Annotated in this window: 17 protein-coding genes; 16 read left to right on the forward strand and 1 reads right to left on the reverse strand. The window is 51.6% G+C overall.

Features of this window, described 5'->3' with window-relative positions; all coding sequences use genetic code 11:
• The 6 genes from DFP95_RS15435 to DFP95_RS15460 all read left to right on the forward strand — a co-directional run bounded on the left by DFP95_RS15435 (position 1) and on the right by DFP95_RS15460 (position 11306).
• Entirely contained in the window at positions 1–1326 is a 1326-nt protein-coding gene (locus DFP95_RS15435; protein WP_115993538.1) for a glycoside hydrolase family 125 protein, read from the forward strand.
• Positions 1319–4456 carry a beta-galactosidase gene (locus DFP95_RS15440; protein WP_115993539.1) on the forward strand — a complete coding sequence of 1046 codons (3138 nt, stop codon included), beginning with the start codon at positions 1319–1321 and terminating at the stop codon, positions 4454–4456. Before DFP95_RS15435 ends, DFP95_RS15440 begins: the two co-directional genes overlap by 8 nt.
• A gap of 16 nt (positions 4457–4472) precedes the next feature.
• Positions 4473–7268, forward strand: coding sequence for an alpha-mannosidase (locus DFP95_RS15445; protein ID WP_425453287.1), 2796 nt, complete (start codon positions 4473–4475; stop codon positions 7266–7268).
• A gap of 216 nt (positions 7269–7484) precedes the next feature.
• Positions 7485–8966, forward strand: a complete 1482-nt coding sequence (locus DFP95_RS15450) for a spore germination protein (RefSeq protein ID WP_245987687.1) — start codon at positions 7485–7487, stop codon at positions 8964–8966.
• A 48-nt stretch (positions 8967–9014) separates the two neighbouring features.
• A complete protein-coding gene (locus tag DFP95_RS15455) occupies positions 9015–10157 on the forward strand; it encodes a Ger(x)C family spore germination protein (RefSeq protein ID WP_181907446.1) in 1143 nt (380 codons plus the stop codon).
• 42 nt (positions 10158–10199) lie between these two features.
• Positions 10200–11306 carry a GerAB/ArcD/ProY family transporter gene (locus DFP95_RS15460; protein ID WP_181907447.1) on the forward strand — a complete coding sequence of 369 codons (1107 nt, stop codon included), beginning with the start codon at positions 10200–10202 and terminating at the stop codon, positions 11304–11306.
• Here the strand turns inward: DFP95_RS15460 and DFP95_RS29420 are convergent.
• Positions 11296–11769 (reverse strand): DUF4183 domain-containing protein, encoded by a 474-nt coding sequence (locus DFP95_RS29420; RefSeq protein ID WP_281273418.1) that lies wholly within the window; start codon positions 11767–11769, stop codon positions 11296–11298. The genes DFP95_RS15460 and DFP95_RS29420 overlap by 11 nt on opposite strands.
• A gap of 606 nt (positions 11770–12375) precedes the next feature.
• Between DFP95_RS29420 and DFP95_RS15470 the strand changes: the two genes are divergently transcribed.
• From DFP95_RS15470 to DFP95_RS15515, 10 genes are all read left to right on the forward strand, one after another.
• Entirely contained in the window at positions 12376–12786 is a 411-nt protein-coding gene (locus DFP95_RS15470) for a DUF4183 domain-containing protein (RefSeq protein WP_115993544.1), read from the forward strand.
• Positions 12787–13334: 548 nt separating this feature from the next.
• Positions 13335–14624: an ABC transporter substrate-binding protein gene (locus tag DFP95_RS15475; protein WP_115993545.1), complete on the forward strand. Its 1290-nt coding sequence runs from the start codon at positions 13335–13337 to the stop codon at positions 14622–14624.
• A 63-nt stretch (positions 14625–14687) separates the two neighbouring features.
• On the forward strand, positions 14688–15572 hold the full coding sequence (locus DFP95_RS15480; RefSeq protein ID WP_115993546.1) for a carbohydrate ABC transporter permease: 885 nt from the start codon (positions 14688–14690) through the stop codon (positions 15570–15572).
• A gap of 18 nt (positions 15573–15590) precedes the next feature.
• Entirely contained in the window at positions 15591–16406 is an 816-nt protein-coding gene (locus DFP95_RS15485) for a carbohydrate ABC transporter permease (protein WP_115993547.1), read from the forward strand.
• Positions 16407–16451: 45 nt separating this feature from the next.
• Entirely contained in the window at positions 16452–17477 is a 1026-nt protein-coding gene (locus tag DFP95_RS15490) for a LacI family DNA-binding transcriptional regulator (protein ID WP_245987688.1), read from the forward strand.
• 37 nt (positions 17478–17514) lie between these two features.
• The gene (locus tag DFP95_RS15495) at positions 17515–18459 is read left to right on the forward strand and encodes a carbohydrate kinase family protein (RefSeq protein ID WP_245987689.1); all 945 of its coding nucleotides are present in this window, start codon (positions 17515–17517) and stop codon (positions 18457–18459) included.
• Between the two features lie 25 nt (positions 18460–18484).
• The gene (locus DFP95_RS15500) at positions 18485–19774 is read left to right on the forward strand and encodes a glycoside hydrolase family 125 protein (protein WP_115993550.1); all 1290 of its coding nucleotides are present in this window, start codon (positions 18485–18487) and stop codon (positions 19772–19774) included.
• Positions 19775–19799: 25 nt separating this feature from the next.
• Positions 19800–22859: a glycoside hydrolase family 2 TIM barrel-domain containing protein gene (locus DFP95_RS15505; RefSeq protein WP_115993551.1), complete on the forward strand. Its 3060-nt coding sequence runs from the start codon at positions 19800–19802 to the stop codon at positions 22857–22859.
• Positions 22860–22883: 24 nt separating this feature from the next.
• Positions 22884–23822, forward strand: coding sequence for an aldo/keto reductase (locus DFP95_RS15510; RefSeq protein WP_115993552.1), 939 nt, complete (start codon positions 22884–22886; stop codon positions 23820–23822).
• A complete protein-coding gene (locus DFP95_RS15515; RefSeq protein ID WP_245987690.1) occupies positions 23819–24574 on the forward strand; it encodes a sugar phosphate isomerase/epimerase family protein in 756 nt (251 codons plus the stop codon). Before DFP95_RS15510 ends, DFP95_RS15515 begins: the two co-directional genes overlap by 4 nt.
• The last annotated feature ends 29 nt before the right edge of the window (positions 24575–24603 follow it).

Below are 24603 nucleotides of genomic sequence, written 5' to 3' on the forward strand. Positions count from 1 at the left end.
ATGGAACAATTCAGATTACCTAAAATCGCAATGCCGGAGCTCAAGCTTCCGCAATCGGTGCAAGCGGTGCTGGCCGAAGCGGAAACGAAGCTGGCTCATAGACCGAAGCTGCTCCGTCTCTTTAAGAACTGCTTCCCGAACACGCTAGAAACGACGACTAAGCTGATGGACGACGGGACGACTTTCGTCATCACGGGCGATATCCCCGCGATGTGGCTGCGCGACTCCGTCGAGCAAGTCATTCAATACGTTCCTTTCGCCAAAGAAGACGCGGAACTTCAACGGATCATAGGCGGACTGATCAAGCTTCATATGCGCTATATCCAGATCGATCCTTACGCGAACGCGTTTAACGAAATGGCGAACGACTGGCACTGGAATACGGACGATATCACGGACATGTCGCCGTGGGTATGGGAGCGCAAGTTCGAGCTCGACTCCATCTGTTTCTCGATGCGCCTGGCTTTCGCATATTGGAAAGAGACGGGACGAGCCGATATTTTCGACTCCGACTTCAAGAAGGCGATGCGTACGGCGGTCGACCTGTGGAGACGGGAACAACACCATTTCGAGCATTCGCCTTATCGCTTCGAACGGGATAACGGCATCATGACCGATTCGCTCATGAACGGCGGCTTGGGCATGCCCGTCAATTATACGGGCATGGTCTGGTCGGGCTTCCGTCCGAGCGACGACGCCTGCGATTTCCATTACAACATTCCGGATAACATGTTCGCCGTCGTTACCTTGCGCCAGATGCGCGAGATCGCCGAATTCGTATTCCGCGACCTCTCGTTCGAGCAAGAGATGGCCAAGCTCGAGCGTGAAATCAACCATGGCATTCAGCTGTACGGCATCTATCGCCACCCCGAATTCGGGCCGATCTATGCCTACGAGACCGATGGTTTCGGCAATCATTGCCTGATGGACGACGCGGGGACTCCGGGACTGATCTCGATCCCGTACCTCGGCTACGTGGGCGCCGACGATCCGATTTACGAGAATACGCGCCGTTTCGCGCTTAGCAAGCATAATCCGTTCTATTATGAAGGTACCGCGGCCAAAGGAATCGGAAGCCCGCATACGCCGCCGGGCTATATCTGGCATATGGCTTTATCCATGCAAGGATTGACGGCCGCATCGGCGGAAGAGCAGTTGGAAATGATTTCGCTTCTCGAGGCTACGGATGCGGACACCGGCTTCATGCACGAAGGCTTCCATTCGGACGATCCGAACGAATTTACCCGCAAATGGTTCGCATGGTCCAACAGCTTATTCTCGCAGCTTGTATATAAAGCGATGAAGGCGGGTTTACTCGATGCCTAAACCGATCGTGTTCTACGATAGTTCCTTTCCGGGAGCGCCTTTGCTCCGAGAAAAGGATTTAGAAGAATTACGGGGTTTTGGAGAAGTAACCGGAGCCGAAGGGCTCGCGGAGCTTTTGAGACGGGCTGAAGGAGGTTGCTTCGTTTCGCTTCACGCGCCGTACTTCCCGATCTCGATGTGGGAAGAGCTAGTCTCTTTCCTCAAACGAGGAGGAGGATTGATCAGCGCCGGCGGGGCGCCATTCCGTGTTCCGGTGAGGAAATCCGACGGAGAATGGCATGTCGGGCAGGAGCAAACGGCATATCATCGGCAGCTTCGCATTCACGAGATGCTGCCGGTTCGCTCCCTCCCGATCGCGAAGCTTGCGGCGAACGGGGACATTCCGTTGTTCCGGGACAAGGAATCGCTGCTGGATGTAGCGGATACTTGGAATTTAGTGCCGCATGTGACCAAGTCGAGCGATCTACCCCATCAGATGGGGTCCGCGGGTCCGATGGACGCGTTCATTTATCCGGTTCTGAAAGGCATCTCCGCGGAAGGACGCGAAGTCGCGGCTCCAGCCGTATTGTGGGAGAACACGAAGGGCGATTTCGCCGGCGGACGCTGGCTGTTCGTCAACCAGCCGCTTGGCGAGGCTTTCTTCGAGCGTGGCGGCATCGAGGCATTACGCGATTGGGCACGCTACTGCGCCGCAGGCGTTACCGAGCTGTGGTTGAAGCCTAGTTACGCTTCTTACGAATTGAACGAGAGACCGATGCTTACGCTGCAAGCCCAGAAGCTTGGACGCGGCCAAGCTTCGGAATCCGGCGCGACGACGGGTTGGAAATTTACGATTCAGATCGGCCATTCGGGCGACGACGAGAATTCGGACAGCCTATCTTTGGTTTTTGACGCCGACGTTGGACAAGGATTGATGATTAAGCGATTCCCGCTTAGCAGCGATGTCCGCGCCGGTTATTATAGCGTACAATGCCTCGCCGAGTCTTCGGATGGAGAGACGCGTATATTGCGTCAAGGCTTCTGGGGAACGGATGAAGGGCTGCTGCGATCGGGAGGATTACTCTCGGCGGGCAGAGATTATTTCGAGAAGGACGGGCGTCCGTTGCCCGTCGTCGGAATGACTTACATGACGTCGGACGTAGCGCGCAAGTTTCTGTTCCTTCCCAATGCTTCCGTATGGGATAGGGATATGGCTCAAATGCGCAAAGCCGGAATCAACTGGATTCGCACGGGAATATGGACGGCTTACCGGAACGTGATGCAGGTGGACGGCCATGCCTCCGAGGAGGTTCTTCGTTCGATCGACGCGTTCATCCTGACGGCGAAGAAGAACGATTTGCAGGTGACGTTTACGTTCTTCTCGTTCACGCCGGAAACTTGGGAAGGTACGAACCCTTATCTCGACCCCCGCAGCGTTGAAGCGCAGAAGAGGTTCATCCGCTCGATCGTCAGCCGTCACCGGGACACGACGAATATCGATTGGGATCTGATCAACGAACCATCGATGTTCGACCCTGTTCGCATCTTCTCGAATGGCCCGCGGTCTAGTCGCGACGCATTCGAGAAAGCAGCTTACTCGGATTGGCTATCACTGCGCCATGGTTCGATCGAGAATCTGCGCGAGAGGTGGGGTATGACCCCAGGTGAGCTGCCCGACTTCGCTTCGGCCGTCATTCCGGAGCCGGAAGACATCAATTTCGACGTCCAGGATATGCACCAAGGCAAGAAGGGCACGCGTTGGCTCGATTACGTGCTGTTCTCCATGGATATGCACAACCGCTGGGCGAAGCAGTTGTACGACGTCATCAAGGAAGAATGCCCGAAACAGCTCGTTACGGTCGGGCAAGACGAAGCGTTAGGGGCGCAACGCCCTTCGCCGTTCTTCTACGGGGAAGCGACGGATTACACGACCGTTCACTCCTGGTGGCTGAACGACCACTTATTGTGGGACGGAATATTCGCGAAGACGGCGGACAAGCCGAACGTCGTTCAGGAAACGGGCATCATGTACGTGGAGACGCCGGACGGATTCGCGAAGCGATCCGAGGAAGAGCTCCGCGCCATGCTCGAGCGCAAGTACGCTTATGCGTTCGCGGCGGGCGGCGCCGGTGCCGTGCAGTGGATCTGGAATACGAATTTCTATATGGACAATGCCAACGAGTCCCATATCGGCGCCTTGCGGGCGGATGGAACGGAGAAGCCGGAAGCGGACGTGTCCTATCGCTTCGGAAGCTTTATGGAGGAAATCCGGGATTTGTTCCGGGAACGGCAGCTTGAGGATGTCGTCGTCGTTTTCCCTTACTCCAACGATTTCTCCAACCGCAAGCTGGCTTTCGACGCGACTACGCGGTTGACTCGGATTCTGGGATACGATCTTAAAGTACCGTTCCGCGGCGTATCTGAATACCACTTGGAAGCATTGGAATCGTCCCCTGCCAAGCTTATTATCGTTCCTTCGGCGCACAATTTCGACGATGCCGCGTTCGCCAAGCTGCTCGATATCGTAGACCGGACGGGCGCTACACTGTTATTCAGCGGTCCGCTCGGGCTGGATGCTTATTGGCGGAAAGCGGAGAGGCTCGCGGATGTCTTCGGCGACCGGAAGCTGAGCAATGTCGTTCGCGAGGAGCGAATAGCGATCGGCGACCGGGAGTATCCGGTCTCTTACGGAAACAGGAGAATCGCGGAAGCGTTCAAGGAGGTCGTCTTGGACGGCGGGGCCGGTCGAGACGCGGTTAAGGTAGCGGCTTGCGGTCATGGTCGCATAATCTGGTGTCCGCTTCCGTTGGAATTGAACGAGCGGCTGGAACCGATTGCCGGATTATACGATTATGCATTGCAGGCTTCCGGTTACCGCGGAGATCTGGAATGGGTCAAAGGCGGAAATCTGCCGGGCGTTTACGGCAGACGGCTTACCTATCGGGACGGAGCGCTTTACGTCTTCGTTTCCGAATACGCTCACGATACGCAAATCGAGATTAAAGCCGTCGATACGGGAGTAAGCTATTCGTTCGAATTGGAGCGTGAGCGGGCCGTATTGTTCGCCACGGATCTCCAAGGACGGGTAACTTCGGTATACAGACCCGACGAGGTTAAGATACAGTCGCAGTTCGACGGACGCGCGGAATAGAAAGGAGATGTTCATCTTGACGGATGTTACGAACAGAAGAACGGCACATATCATTTCCCACTCCCACTGGGATCGGGAATGGTACTTGCCTTACGAGAAGCATCATGTGCTGCTCATACAACTGATGGACACGTTAATGGATACGCTCGAGAAGGATACGGAATACCGCAGCTTCTATCTCGACGGTCAGACGATCATCATGGAAGATTACTTGCAAGTGCGACCCGATCAGAGAGAGCGACTGGAGAAATGGATTCGCGAAGGCCGCATACACATCGGTCCTTGGTACATTCTCCAGGATGCGTTCCTGACGAGCAGCGAAGCTAACCTCCGCAACCTGCAGGTCGGCCATAAGGACGCTTCGCGTTACGGGACGATCGCCAAAGTCGGCTACTTCCCCGACACCTTCGGCAATATCGGTCAAGCGCCGCAAATCCTGAAGCAGGCCGGCATCGACAACGCGGTATTCGGTCGGGGCGTAAAGCCGACCGGGTTCAATAATACCGTGGCCGATTCCGATTACGAATCGTCTTTCTCGGAATTGGTGTGGGAAGGAGCGGACGGGTCCCGCGTTCTCGGTATTCTCTTCGCCAACTGGTACAGCAACGGGAACGAAATCCCGGTAGACGAGAAGGAAGCGAAGGAATATTGGGACCGTAAGCTCGCGGATGCCGGGAAGTACGCATCGACGGGACAACTTCTGTTCATGAACGGATGCGATCATCAGCCGATCCAGACGGATTTATCCGAAGCGCTTCGCGTGGCGCGCAAGCTGTATCCGGACACGGATTTCGTCCATTCGAATTTTCCGGACTATCTAGCCTCCGTTAACGAATCTTTGAATAACGAGCTGTCCGTCGTCAAAGGCGAGCTTCGCAGCCAACGGACGGACGGATGGTCAACGCTCGTAAATACGGCCTCTGCCAGGGTTTATCTCAAGCAGATGAATCAGCGCGGCCAGACGCTGCTGGAGAAAGTGGCGGAGCCTTTGGCCGCCTTCGCGCACGGTCTTAACCGTGGCGCATCCTATCCGCATCATCTGTTGACGTATGCGTGGAAAACGCTCATGCAGAACCACCCCCACGATAGCATTTGCGGCTGCAGCGTGGATGAAGTTCACCGCGAGATGGTGACCAGGTTCGATAAGAGCCGGCACGTAGCGGAGACGATCGTCGACGAGAGCAAGCGCTCGATAGCGGATGCGGTCGATACGGAAGTTTTTGCCCGGCTGGGTAAAGACGCGCTGCCATTCGTCGTTCTGAATACGACGGGCTGGGCTCGCAGCGGAACAGTGGAGGTTGTGCTGGACGTAGCGAGAGTATACTTCCGCGAGGGGGTAACCCCGAACGAGATGATCCGCAGAATGAAAGCGATCGACGTCACCGGACGGTCGCTCGTGGATTCGGATGGAGGCAAAGTCGTCTACACGATGGAGGACTTAGGCTTGACGTTCGATTACGATCTGCCGGACGATAAGTTCCGCCAGCCTTATTGGGCTCGCCGCGTGAAGCTCTCTTTCGAAGCCTCCGAGGTTCCGGCGCTGGGGCTTAAAGCTTACGGCTGGGTTCTCGGTGCAGGCAGTTCGGGAGTTGCGGGCGACGAAGCAGCCTCCGGCAAGCGGTCCTCGGCGAAATCGATGGTGACCGGTGCCCGCTCGCTTGCCAACGAGTATGTCGGTATCGGGATCGCGGAAGACGGAACGCTTGCGGTCACGGATTTGGTGAGCGGACGCACATACCGCGATCTGCTGATCTACGAGGACACCGGGGATATCGGCAACGAATATATGTATAAGCAACCGGACGGCGAGCAGCCGCTAACGACCAAAGGTTTGACCGCGGAGATCAAAGTCATAGAGGATACCGCGTACCGCGCTTCGTTCGAGATCGTTCACCGCTGGGCCGTGCCGGCTTCCGCGGACGAGCTCTTCGAGCAAGAGAAGCAGGAAGCCGTGTATTATCCCGAGCGTAAGGCCGGCCGGTCGAAGGAAACCGTTCCGCTTACGATCAGGACTATCGTCAGCTTAGAGCGCTCCGGTCGCGGAGTCGGAATCCGCGCGTCGTTCGACAACCAAGCCAAGGACCATCGGGTCCGCGTCTTGTTCCCGACGGATTTGAAGACGTCCGTTCATCGCGCGGACGCGATCTTCGAGGTTGCGGTTCGCGACAACGAGCCGTCCGCCGAATGGGAGAATCCGAGCAACGCGCAGCATCAGCAGGCTTTTGCCGACGTTAGCGACGGCGAGCGCGGATTGACGATCGCCAACAAAGGGCTGAACGAATACGAAGTACTGCGGGACGGCCGCAATACGATTGCCGTTACCTTGCTTCGCGCAGTCGCCGAGCTTGGCGACTGGGGCGTATTCCCTACGCCGGAAGCGCAATGTCTGGGCGAGCAATCGGTCGAGCTCATGATCGTTCCCCATGAAGGGGACGGAGCCACTTCGGGCGCTTTCGCTTCCGCCTATCAATACCAAACGCCGTGGACATCCGTTCAAACCGGCGTTCACGGGGGAGCTCTTGCACCGGTCCACGAATTCTTGTCGTGGCAGGGAGAAGGCGTCGCTTTCTCTTCGGCGAAAATCGGCGAGGATACGGGAGATCTGATGGTTCGATGGTTCAACATGCGTCCGGTCGAAGCGGAGCTTACCTTCCGGTCGGGTAAAGATGGCGACACAGCGGCTGTCTATAAGAGCGACGTTCTGGAACGGGAAATCGAGAGCTTGAAACCTTCCGATGGCGGGAAAGCCACGATCAAGGCAAATCTTGGCCCGTGCGAAATCTACACCGTAGGCGTCATTGCAAGTAAGTAATTCCGAAATAGTTCCCGCAAGAGGCTATCTCGCAAGGTCAATGACCTAGTGGGGTGGCCTCTTCGCTTATTAGCACCCGCTGCCCCAACGGCCGCATTAACGGGACGAGGTTCCGCTATTCGCGGTCTTTTTATAATCGCTCCCGACGTCATCTTTTGAAAAATTGGATAATTTTCGGGGTTTAGGAGCAGAACAAGGAGGGAGGGGGTGTTCACGATGAGCGGAATGCCGACGGGAGATCCGAATAGCGACGACTCGAAGATGCAAGCGAAGGTGTCGGGCAATCTGGAGGAAAACAACCGGATTCTAAAGGAGATTTTTACCGATTGCGGCGACGTGATCTTTCACGATTTCCTAGTCGCGGGCGATCGACATGCGATTGCCCTATACGTCAAGTGCATGGTAAACGTAGAACTTCTTGACCGAAACGTACTCGGAACCCTTAAGCATTTGGAATCGGGAGATTTTGCTTCTCTGAACACTACCCGTACCCTGATACCCTTGTCAGATAGCCATGTAGTCCACACGATCGGAGAGGTCGTGCACGAGATCATGGATGCTAATCCGGTCATATTGATCGATTCGCTTGAAGGCGCGATCAGCTTGGGGATGACCCAATTCGATATGAGAGCCGTGGAAGAGCCCCAAGCCGAATCCGTCGTTCGCGGATCCCGCGATGGTTTTATCGAAGCGATGACCGTTAATTCGTCCCTGATTCGCAGAAGATTGAAGACGCCAGCTTTGAAATTCATTAACTTCTCGGTAGGCCGGTATTCCGAGACGAAGGTGAGGCTTAGCTACATTCAAGGCATAGCCAAACCGGAAGTGATCACCGAGGTATCGGACAAAATATCGCAAATAGACATCGACGGCATCGTGGAAAGCGGCGTTATCGAAGAATGGATCGAAGGCAACAACTATTCCCCGTTTCCCCAGATTCAATCCACGGAGCGTCCGGATGTGGCGGTCGCGGCTCTTATGGAAGGCCGTGTGCTCATCATGACGGACAATACGCCTATCGTCCTCATCGCTCCCACGACGTTCTGGTCATTGATGCAATCATCCGAAGACTATTACCAGCGCTTCCTTATCGGAACGCTCATCCGGTGGCTTCGATACGTGTTTTTCGTCGTCGCGCTTCTTGCGCCTTCCGTCTATGTCGCCGTACTGACTTTCCATCATGAAATGGTACCGACGACCCTCTTGCTTCGCGTGGCGAAATCAAGGGAAGAAATCCCGTTTCCGGCGTGGATGGAGGCCTTCATCATGGAGGTCACTTTCGAAGCTTTACGCGAAGCGGGAGTACGACTGCCTAAGCAGATAGGATCCGCGGTAAGCATAGTGGGGGCCCTCGTTATAGGTCAGGCAGCCATACAAGCGGGTATCGTGTCTGCTCCGATGGTCATGATCGTAGCGATTACCGGGATTTCATCCTTCATGCTGCCGCAATATTCGATGAGCGTTTCTTTGAGGATACTCAGGTTTCCGATCATGTTCTTCTCTGCCATCGTCGGCTTATACGGAATCGTGTTTTGCGTACTCGTGATTATTAGCCATCTCTGCGTCCTTCGATCGTTCGGTGTTCCTTATTTGTCTCCATTGGCCCCATTAGATATGAAGGCATTGAGGGATACGCTAATTCGAGCCCCGCTCAAAAAAATGAAGCGTCGCCCGACTTTCTACGCAAAAAAACCTTGATCAGGAATGGGGGACGCCCCGACGATAAGTCGTAAAAAGTTCAAATCAGTGCTTCGTTTGTCTCTCTTGCTCCTACTGCCGATGACGATATCGGGCTGCTGGGACCAAGACGAAGTAAATCACGTGGGATTCATCATAGCCGCCGGCATCGATAGTACTCAAGAAGATATGGTCCATTTGACCATTCAAGTTTTCATTCCCAATCCCACTTCGGGGGGACCGGACGAGGGAGGGGGCGAAGGAAGGTTATTTACATACATGTGTAGTGGGAAATCGATTCCCGATGCTTTGTCATCCCTGCAGAATAAATTACCGCGTACGTTGTCATGGGATCATACGAAGCTCTTCATATTCGGGGAGAAGCTTGCGACTCTAGGGCTGAAAGACGATTTAGATTTTCTGTTCCGGGACGTGGAGTCGAGGGAGCAAGCCAATTTTCTCATCTGCAAGGGCACGGCAGAGAAGCTTCTCAACTCTTTGGACGATCCCAATACGTACGATACTCTCATTCGAATAGGCGAGATGCCGTCCGTCAATGCGTATAACATGAACTATGTAGAGGAGTCTATCTCCGGAGAATCCGGCTCTTTCGTCTTGCCAATCGCCGACACGATGTCGCTTTCGTCGAGTAAAACGACCAGAACGGTGCTTACGGTCAAAGGAACGGCCGTAATCAAGGATGCGAAGCTCATAGGAATAATCAATGATCAGAAGAACAAAGGGCTGCAGCTAGGGTTTCAATGGCTGCATCAGACGAGTTTAAGCCGAAATCTTACGATTACCCTGAAGCAGGATGGAGGTAAAATTACCGCCAAGCTCGTAAGAAGAAAGCTAAAGTTATTGCCCAGCATCCGAGATGGGGTTTGGAGGATAAAGATACGACTGAAGTTGGATGCAGATATCGTCCAGAATTCCTCCTCCATCGATTTATTAACTCCGGCGGACAGTCTGAGAGCCTTGGAAACGAGATTTAACGATGAAATCGAAAAATACCTTTTGCAAACGCTAGATGAAGTTCAAACTAATATGAACGCGGACGTCATCGGTTTCGCCCGGACGTTTCATAAAATTTATCCTCGACAATGGAAAAAAGTATCGGGAGATTGGGATTCCGTTTTTCAAAAGATCGAGGTAACGATGGATGTGAATTGCACGCTTCGCAAGCCGGGAATAGCCGACATTAAGATGTGAAAAAAACGCTCTCAAGGAAGAATAGAGGAAACCATGGTAGACATGACATTAACGAGCCGGCAAATGTTCTGGATGATGGTCAGCATGCAAGTCATCATGACGCTTCTTCTGACGACGACGCCGACATTTCAGATCGCCAAGCAGGATGCTTGGATTTCCACTCTGCTCGCTTCAGGTGTCGGAAGCGGAATCGCTTACGTATGCGCGAAGCTCAGCTTGATGTTTCCGGGCAGAACCCTCATCGAATTCAGTCGCGATCTATTCGGCAAATGGTTGGCGATTTTGATTGCCGTCATGTATTTGATGTTCTGGATATCCCTGTTCGGAATCATTCTTCAGCAGTTCAAAATGTTCATTATCGGGACGATACTGCCTCAGACCCCGCCGTACGTTATCGTTCTGCTCATGGTGACGGTCGTGCTGTATCTTACTCTACACGGTGTGGGAGCGATCGCGCGCTGTTGCGAGATTATGGGGCCTCTCATCATAATCGGCGTGGTCAGCCCCGTATTCTTCGCTTTCAATCGAATCGACGCGGATCAATTGCTTCCGGTATTCGTTGATAGCGGGTTCATGGCCATCGTCAAAGGAGCGTTGCCCACAGCGACCTTCCTAGGCGATTGCATCATGATCATGGTACTCGTTTCTTTCGTGGGAAAGACACGCAAAGTTGTCCGGCACGCCGTGCTGGGAGTATTGATGTCCGGGCTTTTCACGGTAATGTCCGTATTCTCCTGTCTTCTCATCTTCGGACTTCACGTGACGAAGGGTTATCCATATCCTTTATTGATCGTGGTCCGATCCATTTCCCTGAGCGGCGTAATCGAGAATATGGACGCCATTCTCATCTCCGTGTGGATCATGAGCGTTTTTACGAAACTGACTTTATATTTGTTCGTATCAAGCTACGGGACGTCGCAGTTGCTCGGAATCAAGGATTGGAGAAAAGTGGCTTGGCCAATCGCGTTTTTAGGGGTGGTCATGGCGCTGATCCCCTTGAACTACGTGGAGTCGTCGATCGTTTTTCCTATCAAAGTAGCTGTTCCGTTCTCTTTTCCGATTCTGATGATCGGATTGCCGTTAATGATGTTAATGATTGCTCTGATTAAACGAAAGATGAGCAAGAAGAACAAGCCCATTACTCGGTAGGTATGATCAGCGCATTGAAATTTACGGTTTCAAGAATGATCGGAGTGCCGGTCATAATGATCCCCTCGTTAATGATGAGCGTCAAAGAGTCTTCCTTTATGACGTATAAGCTGCTTTCCTGAAGGATCCCGTTAATGAATAAGTTCGAGTAACCGTTAGAATCGATGCCAAGGAATTGATCCGTGGGATTCCCTTTATCATCGCTAAAGTCACTTGCCTGGACAACAGTAGGCGATTCGATGTTCGATTCGGCAAAATAGAAATATCTTCGCGCGGTAGGGATAATGGAAACTGCGGATACCGTTCCTGGCGGGCCGGGAACACCCTGAGGACCTGGAATGCCTTGCGCTCCCTGGGGTCCAACCGAGCCCGCAGGTCCAACCGGCCCCGCAGGGCCGACAGGACCTTGAGCTCCAGCTTGCCCTTCTGGCCCTTGTGATCCTATCTGCCCTGGAGGACCCACCGGACCTGGAGGACCCACCGGACCTGGAGGACCCACTGGCCCTGGAGGACCCACCGGACCGGGAAGCCCGTTGGAACCTTGAAGCCCGCGAGGACCTTGTATTCCCGCGGGCCCTGAAGCTCTCGGTGCTCCTCTTTTCCTAATAGGTCCTTTAGAACACGCAGATCCAACGCCGAATTGTGCACCGACAACCCCTAACTCCTCTTGCTCCCCTCGTTCTTCATAATAAACGGGAAAGCAGCGCAACCCCCGCTGTCCCGGATTTCCCGCAAACAAAATAAGATTGCGAGTTGCTTTCGTCTTTCTATAGCTCTTTTTCACGCCTATTTTATGGGAAGCGCGCGGTTCTGTTTTTAAGCAAGGCGCAGCTCTTCCTCTTCGTTTCGTCGTTTTCCCGGCGCTCTTCCGGCGAACAGAGCGGCATGCCAAGACGATCACCTCCATACCCTATGTGCTATTTGTATGTCGTAGAAAGGGCATCCGACTGGACATTATCCCGATTTTGACAATGAGGGACAAGTAGCCGCTTCCCTCTTCGGTTTCTTGCATTAAATATGGAGGAGACCAAGCCATTATTTGGTCGTTATATAGAAAGGAGGAACGCAAATGCCCGTTATTAAACCCGTTTACACTGCAGTATCCACGGCTCCCGTCGCGAGCGGCGGCGTTATCGCCACCGCCGTCAACCCTGTCGTTACTCGCTACTTCGCCGTCATTACGGCGGGGATGATCACTACGGACACAACCATTCCCGCGGCGAGCTTCGTTGACGATGCGGATGGTCCGGTAGTTGCTCTCCCGGATCTAACGGCGGATGGTTATTTCAACGTCTATATTAACGGCGTGCTCCAGCAAGGAGCTCTATCTACGCTTACGACTGCTAGCTTAGTATTAGACGCAATCGATATCGGCGTCGGAGTTCCGATATTGCTTGAAGTGGCTAGCTTCTCCAACACTACTTCCTCGCTTACGACTCCCCAAACCATCTCGGCGCCGACGATCACGATCATCACTTGATATGTATTCGTACCAAGAAGCCCATGCTCGAGCGCATGGGCTTTTCCTAATGAAAAGAGGGAAGAACCCCGGGAGCATCGTTAAACGAGGAAGGAGTTAATATAGAGAAAAGGGCTAAAACGAAGTCGGATTAAATATTGTTAATGCACATAAATCATTAATTGCTATTGTCAAAAGGGCAAGATGGGATTATACTTTCAAATATCCATCTGAAAGCGATAACAATAGTGTTTTCTGGTACCGATTCCATAACCATCAGTATTGAGTTTTCAAGAGGGAGTCCGCTTCCGACAAACACTATTCATGTTTCAACTTCTACGAACTCGGGGAAAACAAACGTATGCGATTTTAAATATGGTACCGATTCCATAGCGTTAAATACACTCGAGATAATGAACAAGGCTCTACTTTAATCATCTTCAAAGGTGGTGGTGAACGTCAAAAACAAAAAGCAGTTTCTTCAAGCGGATGACTTAATGAATGCATTAATGTAGCGAGTTTGGCAAAGTATTGTATTCTAAACAATCATTATCGGGGGGAATAAAAGCATGAAGATTAAATCCTTGACCAATGCGTTGCTAGCCATCTTAGTTATCCTAGCCGTCACGGCATGCGGCCAAAATTCAAACAATGCTAGCTCTAGCGGCAATGGGAATGATAACGCTGCAAACGGAAAAGTGAAATTGAAGATGTGGTACTGGAACGGCGCGATCTCCGATTCAACCATCGAGGCTGCTAAAGCGAAGTTTCCGAACATCGACCTTCAAGCGGAAAAGCTTCCATCCGGAGCAGACTTCTTAACGAAGCTAAAGACAACGATTACGGGCGGCGGCAGCGGACCCGACATTGTCACGATGGATAGTTGGATTTCTACGATGTTAAGCTATAACGATAAATTCGTAAATTTATACGATCAAGGGGCACGAGACATCCAATCTGAATACTTGGATTGGAAATGGAAGATGGGGACGACCCCCGACGACAAATATTTAATCGCCTTGCCTATCGACGTCGCTCCGGTCGTGCTTTACTATCGCAGCGATTTGTTTAAGGAAGCCGGCGTAGCGAGCACGCCCGAAGAATTCAAGAATCAAGTGAAAACTTGGGACGATTACTTTAATCTTCTGAAGACGGTTAACGAGAAGACGGGATCGCAAACGGCGACGATCGTGGATATCTTCAGAAGCCTTCTTGGACAAAGCAGCGAAGCTTACTTCGATCAGGACGGCAAATACATCGGAGATCAAGCGCATATCAAGAGCGCGTGGGATTCGGCGGTTCAAGCTTATCAAGCTGGTTTGACGTTCCCTTACTCCAGCGATTCCGAGAAAAACGCAGCAATGAATAACGGAAAAATATCTTCCTTCTCGGGAGCGTCTTGGGCAGTCGGGGACGTAATCGCGGCGGCGCCGGATACGAAAGGGAAGTGGAATATCGCTTATCCGCCTGGTGGCGTAGGTAATCAAGGCGGCTCGTTCATGGGTATCCTGAAATCAACGAAATACCCGAAAGAAGCATATGAAGTTATCAAGTTCCTCGTAAGCCCCGAAAATTTGATGGTAGGCTACAAGGACTTCGGTAATTATCCATCGACTCCGGAAATTTACGCGAAGCCCGAAATGGTCAATAAAAACGAATTCTTCGGAAATCAAGATCTGAGCACCGTGTTCGCGGATGCCGCGAAGGATGTTAAAGTGGCGCATACGGATACGAGAGACGATATGGTTCTAAACGAGCTTACGAAAGCTCTAGGCACGGTAGACGCTCAGAAAAGAGATTCGGAAAAAGCTTGGAAAGATGCGCAAGAACAAATTAATCGTCAGCTTTCGCGTCAGTAAAAAATAGAGGATGAGGCAGGGGGCCAAGCGTGCCCTGCCTCATCGAATTATCGGAGGACTAATATGGGAGGCCTTTTGAAGGAAATATACAAGAGCAGAACGCTTTATCTGTTCATTTCTCCATTTTATATCTTGTTCCTGGTCTTTTCGGTGTTTCCTATTTTCTTCTCGATCTATCTTTCCTTTCATAAATGGGACGGAATCGGGAAAATGACTTCGGTTGGCTTTAACAACTTTACTTATATGTTTCATGATCCGAATTTCTGGCAAGCTTTGATTAACAATGTCGCGATTTGGTTGTTGGCTAACGGTCCCATGCTTGTATGCGCCTTGATTATCGCATACGTCATTAATCTGTCGATCGTAAAGTTCAAAGGATTTTTCAGAATCGCGTTTTTTCTTCCGAATATAACGGCCATGGTCGCGGTTGTCATTATATTTCAGTCCATGTTCGGGAACGAATACGGGCTGGTCAACTTCTTGCTGGTGAAATTAGGACTCGGCCAAGTAGCTTGGTTTAATTCGAGCACCGGAGTGCGTGTCATCATCGCGCTTATGATCGCCTGGAGATACTTGGGTTATAACGCCATCATCTATCTCTCCGGTTTGCAAAGAATTCCTAAGGATTTGTACGAAGCGGCGAATCTTGACGGGGCGACGATGTTCCAGTCCTTCACGAAAATCACCCTGCCGATGCTTCGCTCGATCATTTTGTTTACGGTTATGATGTCGACGATCGGGGGATTCCAGATTTTTACCGAACCTCAGGTGCTCGCGGGTAATCAATCTCCGTATCCGGGATCCGAAACGATTGTGCTTTACATGTTCCGCGAAGGCTTCGTTTATCAGAACTATGGATATGCGGCTTCCGTATCGTGGGTTCTGTTCGTCATTATCGGGTTCATATCCGTGTTGAACTGGAAAATTTTCAATAAGTCCGATGATTGAAGCAAAGGAGCATAAAAGATGACAGCAAAAAAGATATTCGTGCATACTTTTTTGTTAATCGGTGTTATATTTTCGATATTCCCGTTTTATTGGCTCGTGGTTATGTCGACGAATGAAACGAGCGCCATTTTCTCGTCTCCTCCGAAATTGGTGTTCGGAAACTACTTCTTGGTGAATTACCATAATGTCATGGACAACATCAATTTTTATCGCGCGCTATTCAACACCCTTTTTATTGCGATCGCTAGCAGCGTGCTCCAATTGTTTTTCAATTCATTAACGGGGTTTACATTCTCGAAATTCAAATTTCCGGGATCCAAGGTGCTCTTCTATCTGATGATGGCAACGATGATGATTCCGGCGCAAATGCTGCTCGTTCCGCAGTTCATCATCATTAAAGAGCTCGGATGGCTAGGAAGCTACAAAGCTTTGATTATTCCGGGAATGGCAAGCGCGTTCGGGATTTTCTGGATTAGACAATACGCGTTAGCCATTCACGACGATTTACTCGAAGCCGGACGCATAGACGGATGCACCAAGTTCGGACTATACTGGCGAATTGCTTTGCCGATTCTACGACCGGCGCTTGCTTTCCTTGCTATCTCGACCTTCATGGGAGTTTGGGAAGATTACTTGTGGCCGTTGATCGTCTTGACGGATACGTCGAAATTTACTTTAATGTTAACGCTGCAGCAATTAAAATCAGTTCATACCGGGGACTACTCCATGGTTATGACCGGAACGCTTCTGGCTACCATACCGGTAATCGCGTTCTTCCTCCTTGTAAGCCGTCAATTTATCGCGGGAATCATGGAAGGGGCGGTCAAAAGCTAGGGATGCGCTAAGAAAAGTTGTAGCAATTACGAAAGCAGGGTGACGATGATGGCGCCGAAGATTAAAGATGTCGCCAAGTACGCGGGTGTTTCCGTTACGACGGTCTCGAGGGTACTAAACGGAGAGAAGTACGTAACCGACGATCTGAAAGCCAGGGTTCGTAAAGCGATAGACGATCTAGGGTACTCGCCGAGTCATATCGCAAGAAGTCTCGTCCGGAAGAAAACGAATCTCATCGGCGTGATCGTCCCCGATGTTACTTCGAGCTTCTATTCCACGATTCTTAGCACGATCGAGAAAACCGCGAGTCTAAACGACTATAATCTATTGGTTTGCAACATCATCGAAGATACGGACAAAGAGCTTAAATATTTGAACGTGTTCAAAGAAATGCGCGTGGATGGCATTATTATTATGCATGAGAAAATAAACGAAGAAATTCGCGAATTGATAAGCAAGCTGGGGATACCCATCATCTTCTCTAGCGTTAAACCGGCGGATCAGCCTTTTATATCCGTAATCATCGATGATTATTCGGCGGCCTACGACGCTACGAGACATTTAATCGATCTAGGACATTCGCGCATCGGTTTTATCGGGGGCGACATGAACGACGTGACGTCGGGTCAGAATCGCTACTTCGGTTATATTCACGCTTTGTCCGACTTCGGAATCGACCAAGTCGAAGCTCACATTCGGTTTGGAGATTACAAAACTCGTAGCGGGTACGAGATGATGAAGGAAATATTGGCGTCCCGAACCCGCCCGACGGCGGTATTCGCGGTAAGCGACGATATGGCTGTCGGAGCTATGAACTGCATTAAGGATTATGGGTTAACCGTTCCGGATGATATATCCGTTATCGGTTTCGATGGTAGCCAGTTGACGGAGCAGGTGCGTCCGCGCTTGTCGTCCATGGAGCAGCCTATCCTCGAGATGGGGAAAGTCACCGTGGACGCGCTTCTCGATTTAATATCGGGTAACGAAGCGAAGCGGAAAGAAGACGTCATTCTAAAGCACATGCTAGTCGTACGCGACAGCAGCAAGAAATACGTCAACAGAGAAGATTAATCATCATAGGGATCGGAAGAGGGAGAGCACTTTGAAAATGTTCGATGCTGTTGTAATAGGCGATGCCAATATCGATCTCGTGGTGTCGGGGTGCAATCAAATTCCCGAGCCCGGTCAGGAGATTTTAGTCGACAATATCGCGATGCACGTAGGCGGGGGAGCGGCGCTATTCGCGGTCTCTCTTGCGAAGCTGGGAATTCGGGTCGCTTTTAACGGCGTGTTGGGAGAGGATAACCACGGCCGATATATTAGGGACCGTTTTGCCGAATATGGTATCGATACCAGAATGGTTCAAACGAGCAAAGAGCACAATACGGGAATATCGATTGCCTTTAATCCCGGCTCGGATCGATCCTTCATCACGTATTGGGGATCCAATTTGGAGCTTCGGTTCGATAACTTGGATATCGGGCAAATCGCGCAAGGTCGTCATGTGCACCTGACCGGATACAAAGGCAAACGAAATCATGAACAATATATCGCTTTGGTAAAGTCGCTTAAGGACAACGGGGTTACTTTATCCTGCGATGTCGGATGGGACGATTCCGGCGAATGGGATCGCGGAGTATTCGAATTGATGAATTATTTCGACGTTTTCCTGATGAACGAGACCGAGTGTTTTCATTATACGGGGATGGAAAATATAGAAGACAGTCTGAAATATATGAGCGAGTATTGCAGCCATGTCGTAGTCAAGTTAGGAAAAGAGGGTGCCGTTTCCGTTAAGAACGGAATCATAGAACGCCTTCCGGGTTATGTGGTCGAAGCAGTCGATACGACGGGAGCGGGAGACTCGTTTAACGCGGGCTATTTATTCGGATTCTTGTCCGGCCAAGATGCCGTAACGAGCATGAGATACGGCAATGCCTGCGGGGCGCTCTCCGTCAGCGCATTCGGAGGGAGCACGAACACGCCGACTTTCGATCAACTCGAACGATTTATTCGCAATCATGAAAATATCGATCAAGCCGTTCAGTCCTAATAGACGAGGAAGGGAGGAAGCAAGGATGAAGAAGATTCCCGAATCGGTTGCGGAATTGCTGCAAGAAGCCGAGTCAACGCTTGCCGGACATCCGAAGCTGTTGGCTATGTTCCTGAATTGCTTTCCGAATACGTTGGAAACGACCACTAAGCTGTTGGAGGACCAATCGGCCTTCGTCATTACCGGCGATATTCCGGCCATGTGGTTAAGGGATTCCAGCGCGCAGGTCAGACATTACTTACCGCTTGCAGCGGAAGACGAGGAGCTGCAGCGCATCATCGAAGGCTTAATTCGCCGTCAGATCGCTTATATTCATATCGATCCCTATGCTAACGCCTTTAATGAAGAAGCAAACGACAACCGATACGACCAGGATTTGACCGAGCTCGATGCGTGGGTTTGGGAGAGAAAGTACGAAATCGATTCGCTCTGCTACCCGATTCAGCTCTCTTATCTATTTTGGAAGGAATCGGGGAAGACCGGGATATTTGACGACTCCTTCCGATCCGCGGTTCAAACGATCATAGCCTTGTGGAAAACCGAACAACGGCATGCAGAAATGTCGCCTTACCGGTTTGCCCGAATTGATTGTCCGCCTAGCGATACGCTGCGGAATAACCGAATGGGCATGCCCGTTAATTACACGGGTATGACCTGGTCCGGGTTTCGTCCTAGCGACGATGCTTGCACCTTCGGATATCTTATCCCCTCAAACATGTTCGCGGTCGTCGTCCTCCGTTATATCGAGGAGATCTCTTCCGAAGTATGGGAGGACGCGGAAATGGCTCGTCTCGCTGCGGAGCTTCGGGAAGAAATCGACTATGGCATCCAAACTTACGGGACTTATATTCATCCGAAGTACGGTAAGATCTACGCGTACGAGGTAGATGGATTCGGCAATCATAATCTGATGGATGACGCCAACGTGCCGAGCTTGTTGTCGATTCCTTACCTGGGTTACGCGACGTTCGAGGATCGAATCTACCGGAATACGCGCAACTTTATATTGAGCGAGGATAATCCGTATTACCATGAGGGGAAATACGCCAAGGGAATAGGAAGCCCGCATACGCCCGCGGGCTATATTTGGCCGATTAGCTTGGCGATGCAGGCGATCACCGCGCGGGACGATAAGGAGATCGGCGAGTTGTTGGACATGCTTCAACGGACGGATGCGGATACCGGATTCATGCACGAAGGATTCGACCCCAATAGCCCGTCGGACTATACGCGTCCTTGGTTTGCTTGGGCCAATAGCCTATTCGGCGAATTGATTCATCGATTGATGAGAAGAGGCTATTTTAATCAGGGATAATTTATTCAAGGACGGAGGAAATAGGATGATCGGCTTGAATCGCTATTGGGAGAACTTAGACGTTCTCCAAGTGAACAGGGAGGCTCCTCGGGCTTACTATATCCCCTATAAGGAAGACGTTTCCGCGAAATCGGGAAAGCGGGGGAAATCCCCCTTTTATCAAATCCTAAACGGGAATTGGAAGTTCCAATATCAAAACAGCGTGTTAAACGTGGAACAGCCCTTTTACGAGGAAACGGCAGACGTGAGCGCATGGGATGATTTAATCGTTCCGTCTTGCTGGCAAGTGAACGGGTACGACCAACTTCAATATACGAACATAAACTATCCTTTTCCTAACGATCCTCCATTCGTTCCCGATAACAATCCCGCGGGGCTTTACGTTAGGGATTTTAATGTCGCCGATCTATGGGACGATAAAGAGAAGTACATGGTCTTCGAAGGGGTTAATTCTTGCTTCTACCTTTGGGTGAACGGACAATTCGCCGGTTATAGCCAGGGCAGCCGAATGCCTGCGGAGTTTAAAGTTTCTTCTTTTTTGAAGACGGGGAAAAATAGGGTTGCCGTTCTCGTATTGAAATGGTGCGACGGATCCTATTTGGAAGATCAGGATTCTTGGCGTTATTCGGGTATTTTCCGCGACGTATACCTGTTAGCGCGCGATCGCGTCCACGTCAGGGACGTGTTCAATAAGCAGGCATTCGAAGATGGATACCGGAAGGGCATTCTCACCGCGGAAATCGATACGACCGGGTACTTAAATGCAAGCGCCGAATTAAAGGATGCGGACGGTAATGTCATGGCTTCGGCCAACGCTCCGGTCGACGGCAAAGGGACTCTTCGGTTCGAAGTGGCCCATCCGAAGTTGTGGAGCTCCGAAACGCCTTATCTTTACGAGCTCTATATTCGCGCCGGCGAAGAGGTGCTCCGTTTTCCGGTCGGATTCAAGCAAGTCACGATCGAGAACGGAGAGTTCCGTGTCAACGGCCGCGCCGTAAAGCTCAAAGGAGTGAATCGCCACGATTCCCATCCGGAGCTCGGACAGACGATCCCGGTAACCCATATGATCAAAGATTTGGTCTTGATGAAAAAACATAACGTGAATACGATCCGTACCTCTCATTATCCGAACGATTCCCGGTTCATGGATTTATGCAACGAGTACGGCTTCTATGTCGTGGACGAAGCGGATCTGGAGTGCCATGGCATCGGAAACGAACACCAAGAAGGATCGTCTCACTCTCTATCTCGCGATCCTGCATGGAAGGCGGCGTTCCTGGACCGAGCGGTCCGATTGGTGGAAAGGGACAAGAACCATCCGTGCGTAGTTATGTGGTCGCTCGGCAACGAATCCGGTTATGATGCGAATCATATCGCGATGGCGGAATGGATCAGGGAGCGCGATCCATCCATACCGGTTCATTACGAAGGCGCGGCTCCTCACTACAAAGGCAGTACCCACGTGGAATGTCTGGACTTGGAAAGCCGAATGTACTCGTCGGTTCAAGAAATAGAAGCCTACGCTAAGGACGAGAGTAAAGCCAAGCCGCTTTTCTTGTGCGAATACAGCCATGCCATGGGCAACGGTCCAGGGGATTTGAAGGATTACTGGGACGTCATCTATCGATATCCGAAATTGATCGGAGGTTGCGTGTGGGAGTGGTGCGATCACGGGATCAAGACGGAAACGAAGGACGGCGCGTCATTCTTTGCTTATGGCGGCGACTTCGGAGATACGCCGAACGACGGCAATTTCTGCATCGACGGGCTTGTTACCCCGGATCGTAGGCCGCATACGGGCCTTTTAGAGCTGAAGAAGGTGCTCGAGCCGGTACGGTTCGAAATGCATGATTCGAATACCGGTCAGATTAAAGCGACTAATTTATACGACTTTATCGACCTTTCCCACATAGGCGTATTCTGGAAATTGGAGCTTGACGGACGGTTGATTCAACAAGGGCAAATAGACTTGGCTGGGATAGAGCCTCATGACTCTCGCATCATTACCCTGCCGTATAACGTGTCCGTGAAGTCTCCCGGGAGATATGTGCTTACTTTCTCCAGCTGGTTGAAAGAGGAGACAAGGTGGGCGGAAGCCGGCCATGAGATATCGTTCGAGCAGTTGGAGTGGAAAGGCGAGGAAGCTAGCTTGGACGAAGACTTCAGTCACGTTCCCGGTCATGTTCCCGATAAGCCGATTGCCGCGCTCCAAGCCGAGGAGACGGGTCGCTGGCTGACCGTCGAAGGCTTTGATTTCAGTCATATTTTCGACTTGAGGCTGGGAACCGTGCACCGGATCTCGAGGAACGGAGTGAACATGCTGGACGCCCCTTCTTCGTTCTCGGTATGGCGGGCGCCGACGGATAACGATATGCACGTGAAAACAAAGTGGCTGGATGAAGGTTACGATCGCGTTACGATGAAAACATACAGCTGCGACTGGTCTAAGACGGAGGACGGGGGCGTCGAGCTCAGAAGCCGGTTTTCCATGGGAGCCGACAGCAAGCCGTCGATCCTGACAGGGGAATCGACGTGGAAGGTAAACGCTTCGGGAGAGCTTCGCCTTCGGTTGAACGTGAAGGTTCAGGAGGAAATGCCGTACCCTTATCTTCCGCGGTTCGGTCTGCGGCTTTCGATGCCGGAGGGGATGGAAGAGGTGGAATACTCCGGGTTCGGACCGCATGAGAGCTACGTCGATAAACGCCAAAGCGTCAGAAGAGGCAGATTCCTGACGACCGTCGACGAAATGTTCGAGAATTATATCATGCCGCAAGAGAACGGCTCCAGATACGGTACCGAATGGGCAGTCGTTTCCAATACGCAAGGGATGGGACTTCGGTTCTCCGCACCGGATGCCTTCTCCTTTAACGCGTCCCACTTCACGCCGGAGGATCTCGAAGGTGCGAAGCACGATTGGGAGCTTTCGAAGAGGAAGAAGAAAGAAACGATCGTGCACTTGGATTACAAAATGAGCGGAGTAGGTTCGAACTCTTGCGGACCCGAGCTCGCGGAAGCTTATCGGTTGAACGACAAGGAATTCCGTTACGAGCTAAGCTTGATGCCTATATTCAAAGAAGACAACTAGAGCAACTTCAAGGAGGACTCGAGCGTGAAATATATTCAAATCCAAGGCGTCGATAAAAAGATTTCGCGGTTATTCATGGGTACGGGAGATTTAAGGAAGCTGGAGGAGCCGCAACGAATCATGCTGGATGCGTACATCCAATCCGGGGGGAATACCTTCGATACCGCGCATCAATACCGGGGCCGGGAGCTCGTTCTCGGGCAATGGCTGGCGGAAACGAAGCTTCGGGAAAAGGTGGTCATCATGACGAAGGGCGCTCATCACGATGACGGGAGTCCGGGACCTCGCGTGAATCCTCAGGCGATTCGCAAGGACTTGACGGAAAGCTTGGAAAGACTCGGTACCGATTACGTCGATCTATACGCGCTTCATCGCGATGATCCGACCGTTGCGGTCGGCCCGATCATCGAAGAGCTGAACGAGCATCTTCAAGCGAAGAGAATTCACGCGATCGGGGCCTCGAACTGGTCCTACAAGAGAATTCGGGAAGCGAACGAATACGCGGCTTCCCGTAACTTGACGGGTTTTTCCTTCAGCAGCCCGAATTTAAGCCTGGCCAAGCCCCTGGAAGCCAGGTGGGAGGGTGCCATTTCCGCGGACGAGGAAACTTGCGAATGGCACGCCAAGACGCAATTGCCGTTGTTCGCTTGGTCCGCGCAAGCGGGCGGGTTCTTCTCCGGGAACTTCGCGCCGGATAAGCGTACGGACGAGGAAATGGTCCGGGTATACTACAGCGACGACAACTGGGAGCGGTATCGCCGGGCCGTAGAGCTGTCCGAAAAAAAGGGAGTTACTCCGATTCAGATCGCCTTATCCTACGTTCTTTGCCAGACGTTTCCGACTTGCGCCATAATCGGTCCGCAAAATCCGGAAGAGTTCTATTCTTCTATTGAATCTATGAATCTCGAGCTAAGCCCGCGGGAAGTCGAGTGGTTGGATCTCAAAAGCAAGGAGATGGCATGATGATCAGACATAAACTAGCGGCACAGCTGTACACCTTGAGGAACGAAGTGAAGAAGGATTTCGAGGGCGTTCTTAGAGATTTAAGCAAAATGGGATGGGCGGCCGTTCAAATCGACGGTTTGCATGGATATCCGGCTAAGGATATCGCGGCCGTGATGAAGGAAGTAGGTTTACGGGCCGCGGGTATGCATGTCGGTTTAGAACGAATGAAGCATGATCTAACCGCCGTATTGGAGGAAGCCCTCCTGTTCGATACGAAAGACTTCATCTGTCATTCGTTGCCGGACGGTCTGCAAACGCCGGAAGGATACGCTAGCGTAAAGAAGGATTTGCTGGCGGTTGCCGCTAATGTAGACGGCACGGGATACCGAGCCGGTTATCATAATCACGACTTTGAATTTCACACGGCTATCGACGGGAAACTCGCTCTTGAATATTTGCTGGAGGACCCGTCCATCCATGCCGAAATCGATACCTATTGGGTTCTGAAGGCTGGTCATGACCCGTTATCTTTTATAAGGAATTATGCTTTCCGGATGCCGATTCTGCATCTGAAGGACATGACTGCCGACGGCCGGCAATATTTCGCGGAAATCGGGACAGGCTTGATCGACTTCGCTCCGATACTGAAATGGGGACTGGAGAGCGGCGTGGAATGGTTTGCGGTGGAGCAGGACTATTGTCCGGGCAAACCGATGGATAGCTTGGCTACCAGCTTGGACAATTTGTTGAAGCTCGAGAAGACGCTTTGAGTAATTAATCAAGATAGAGGTGAGGATTA

The organism is Cohnella lupini (genome assembly GCF_003386205.1).
Classification (GTDB): Bacteria; Bacillota; Bacilli; order Paenibacillales; family Paenibacillaceae; genus Cohnella; species Cohnella lupini.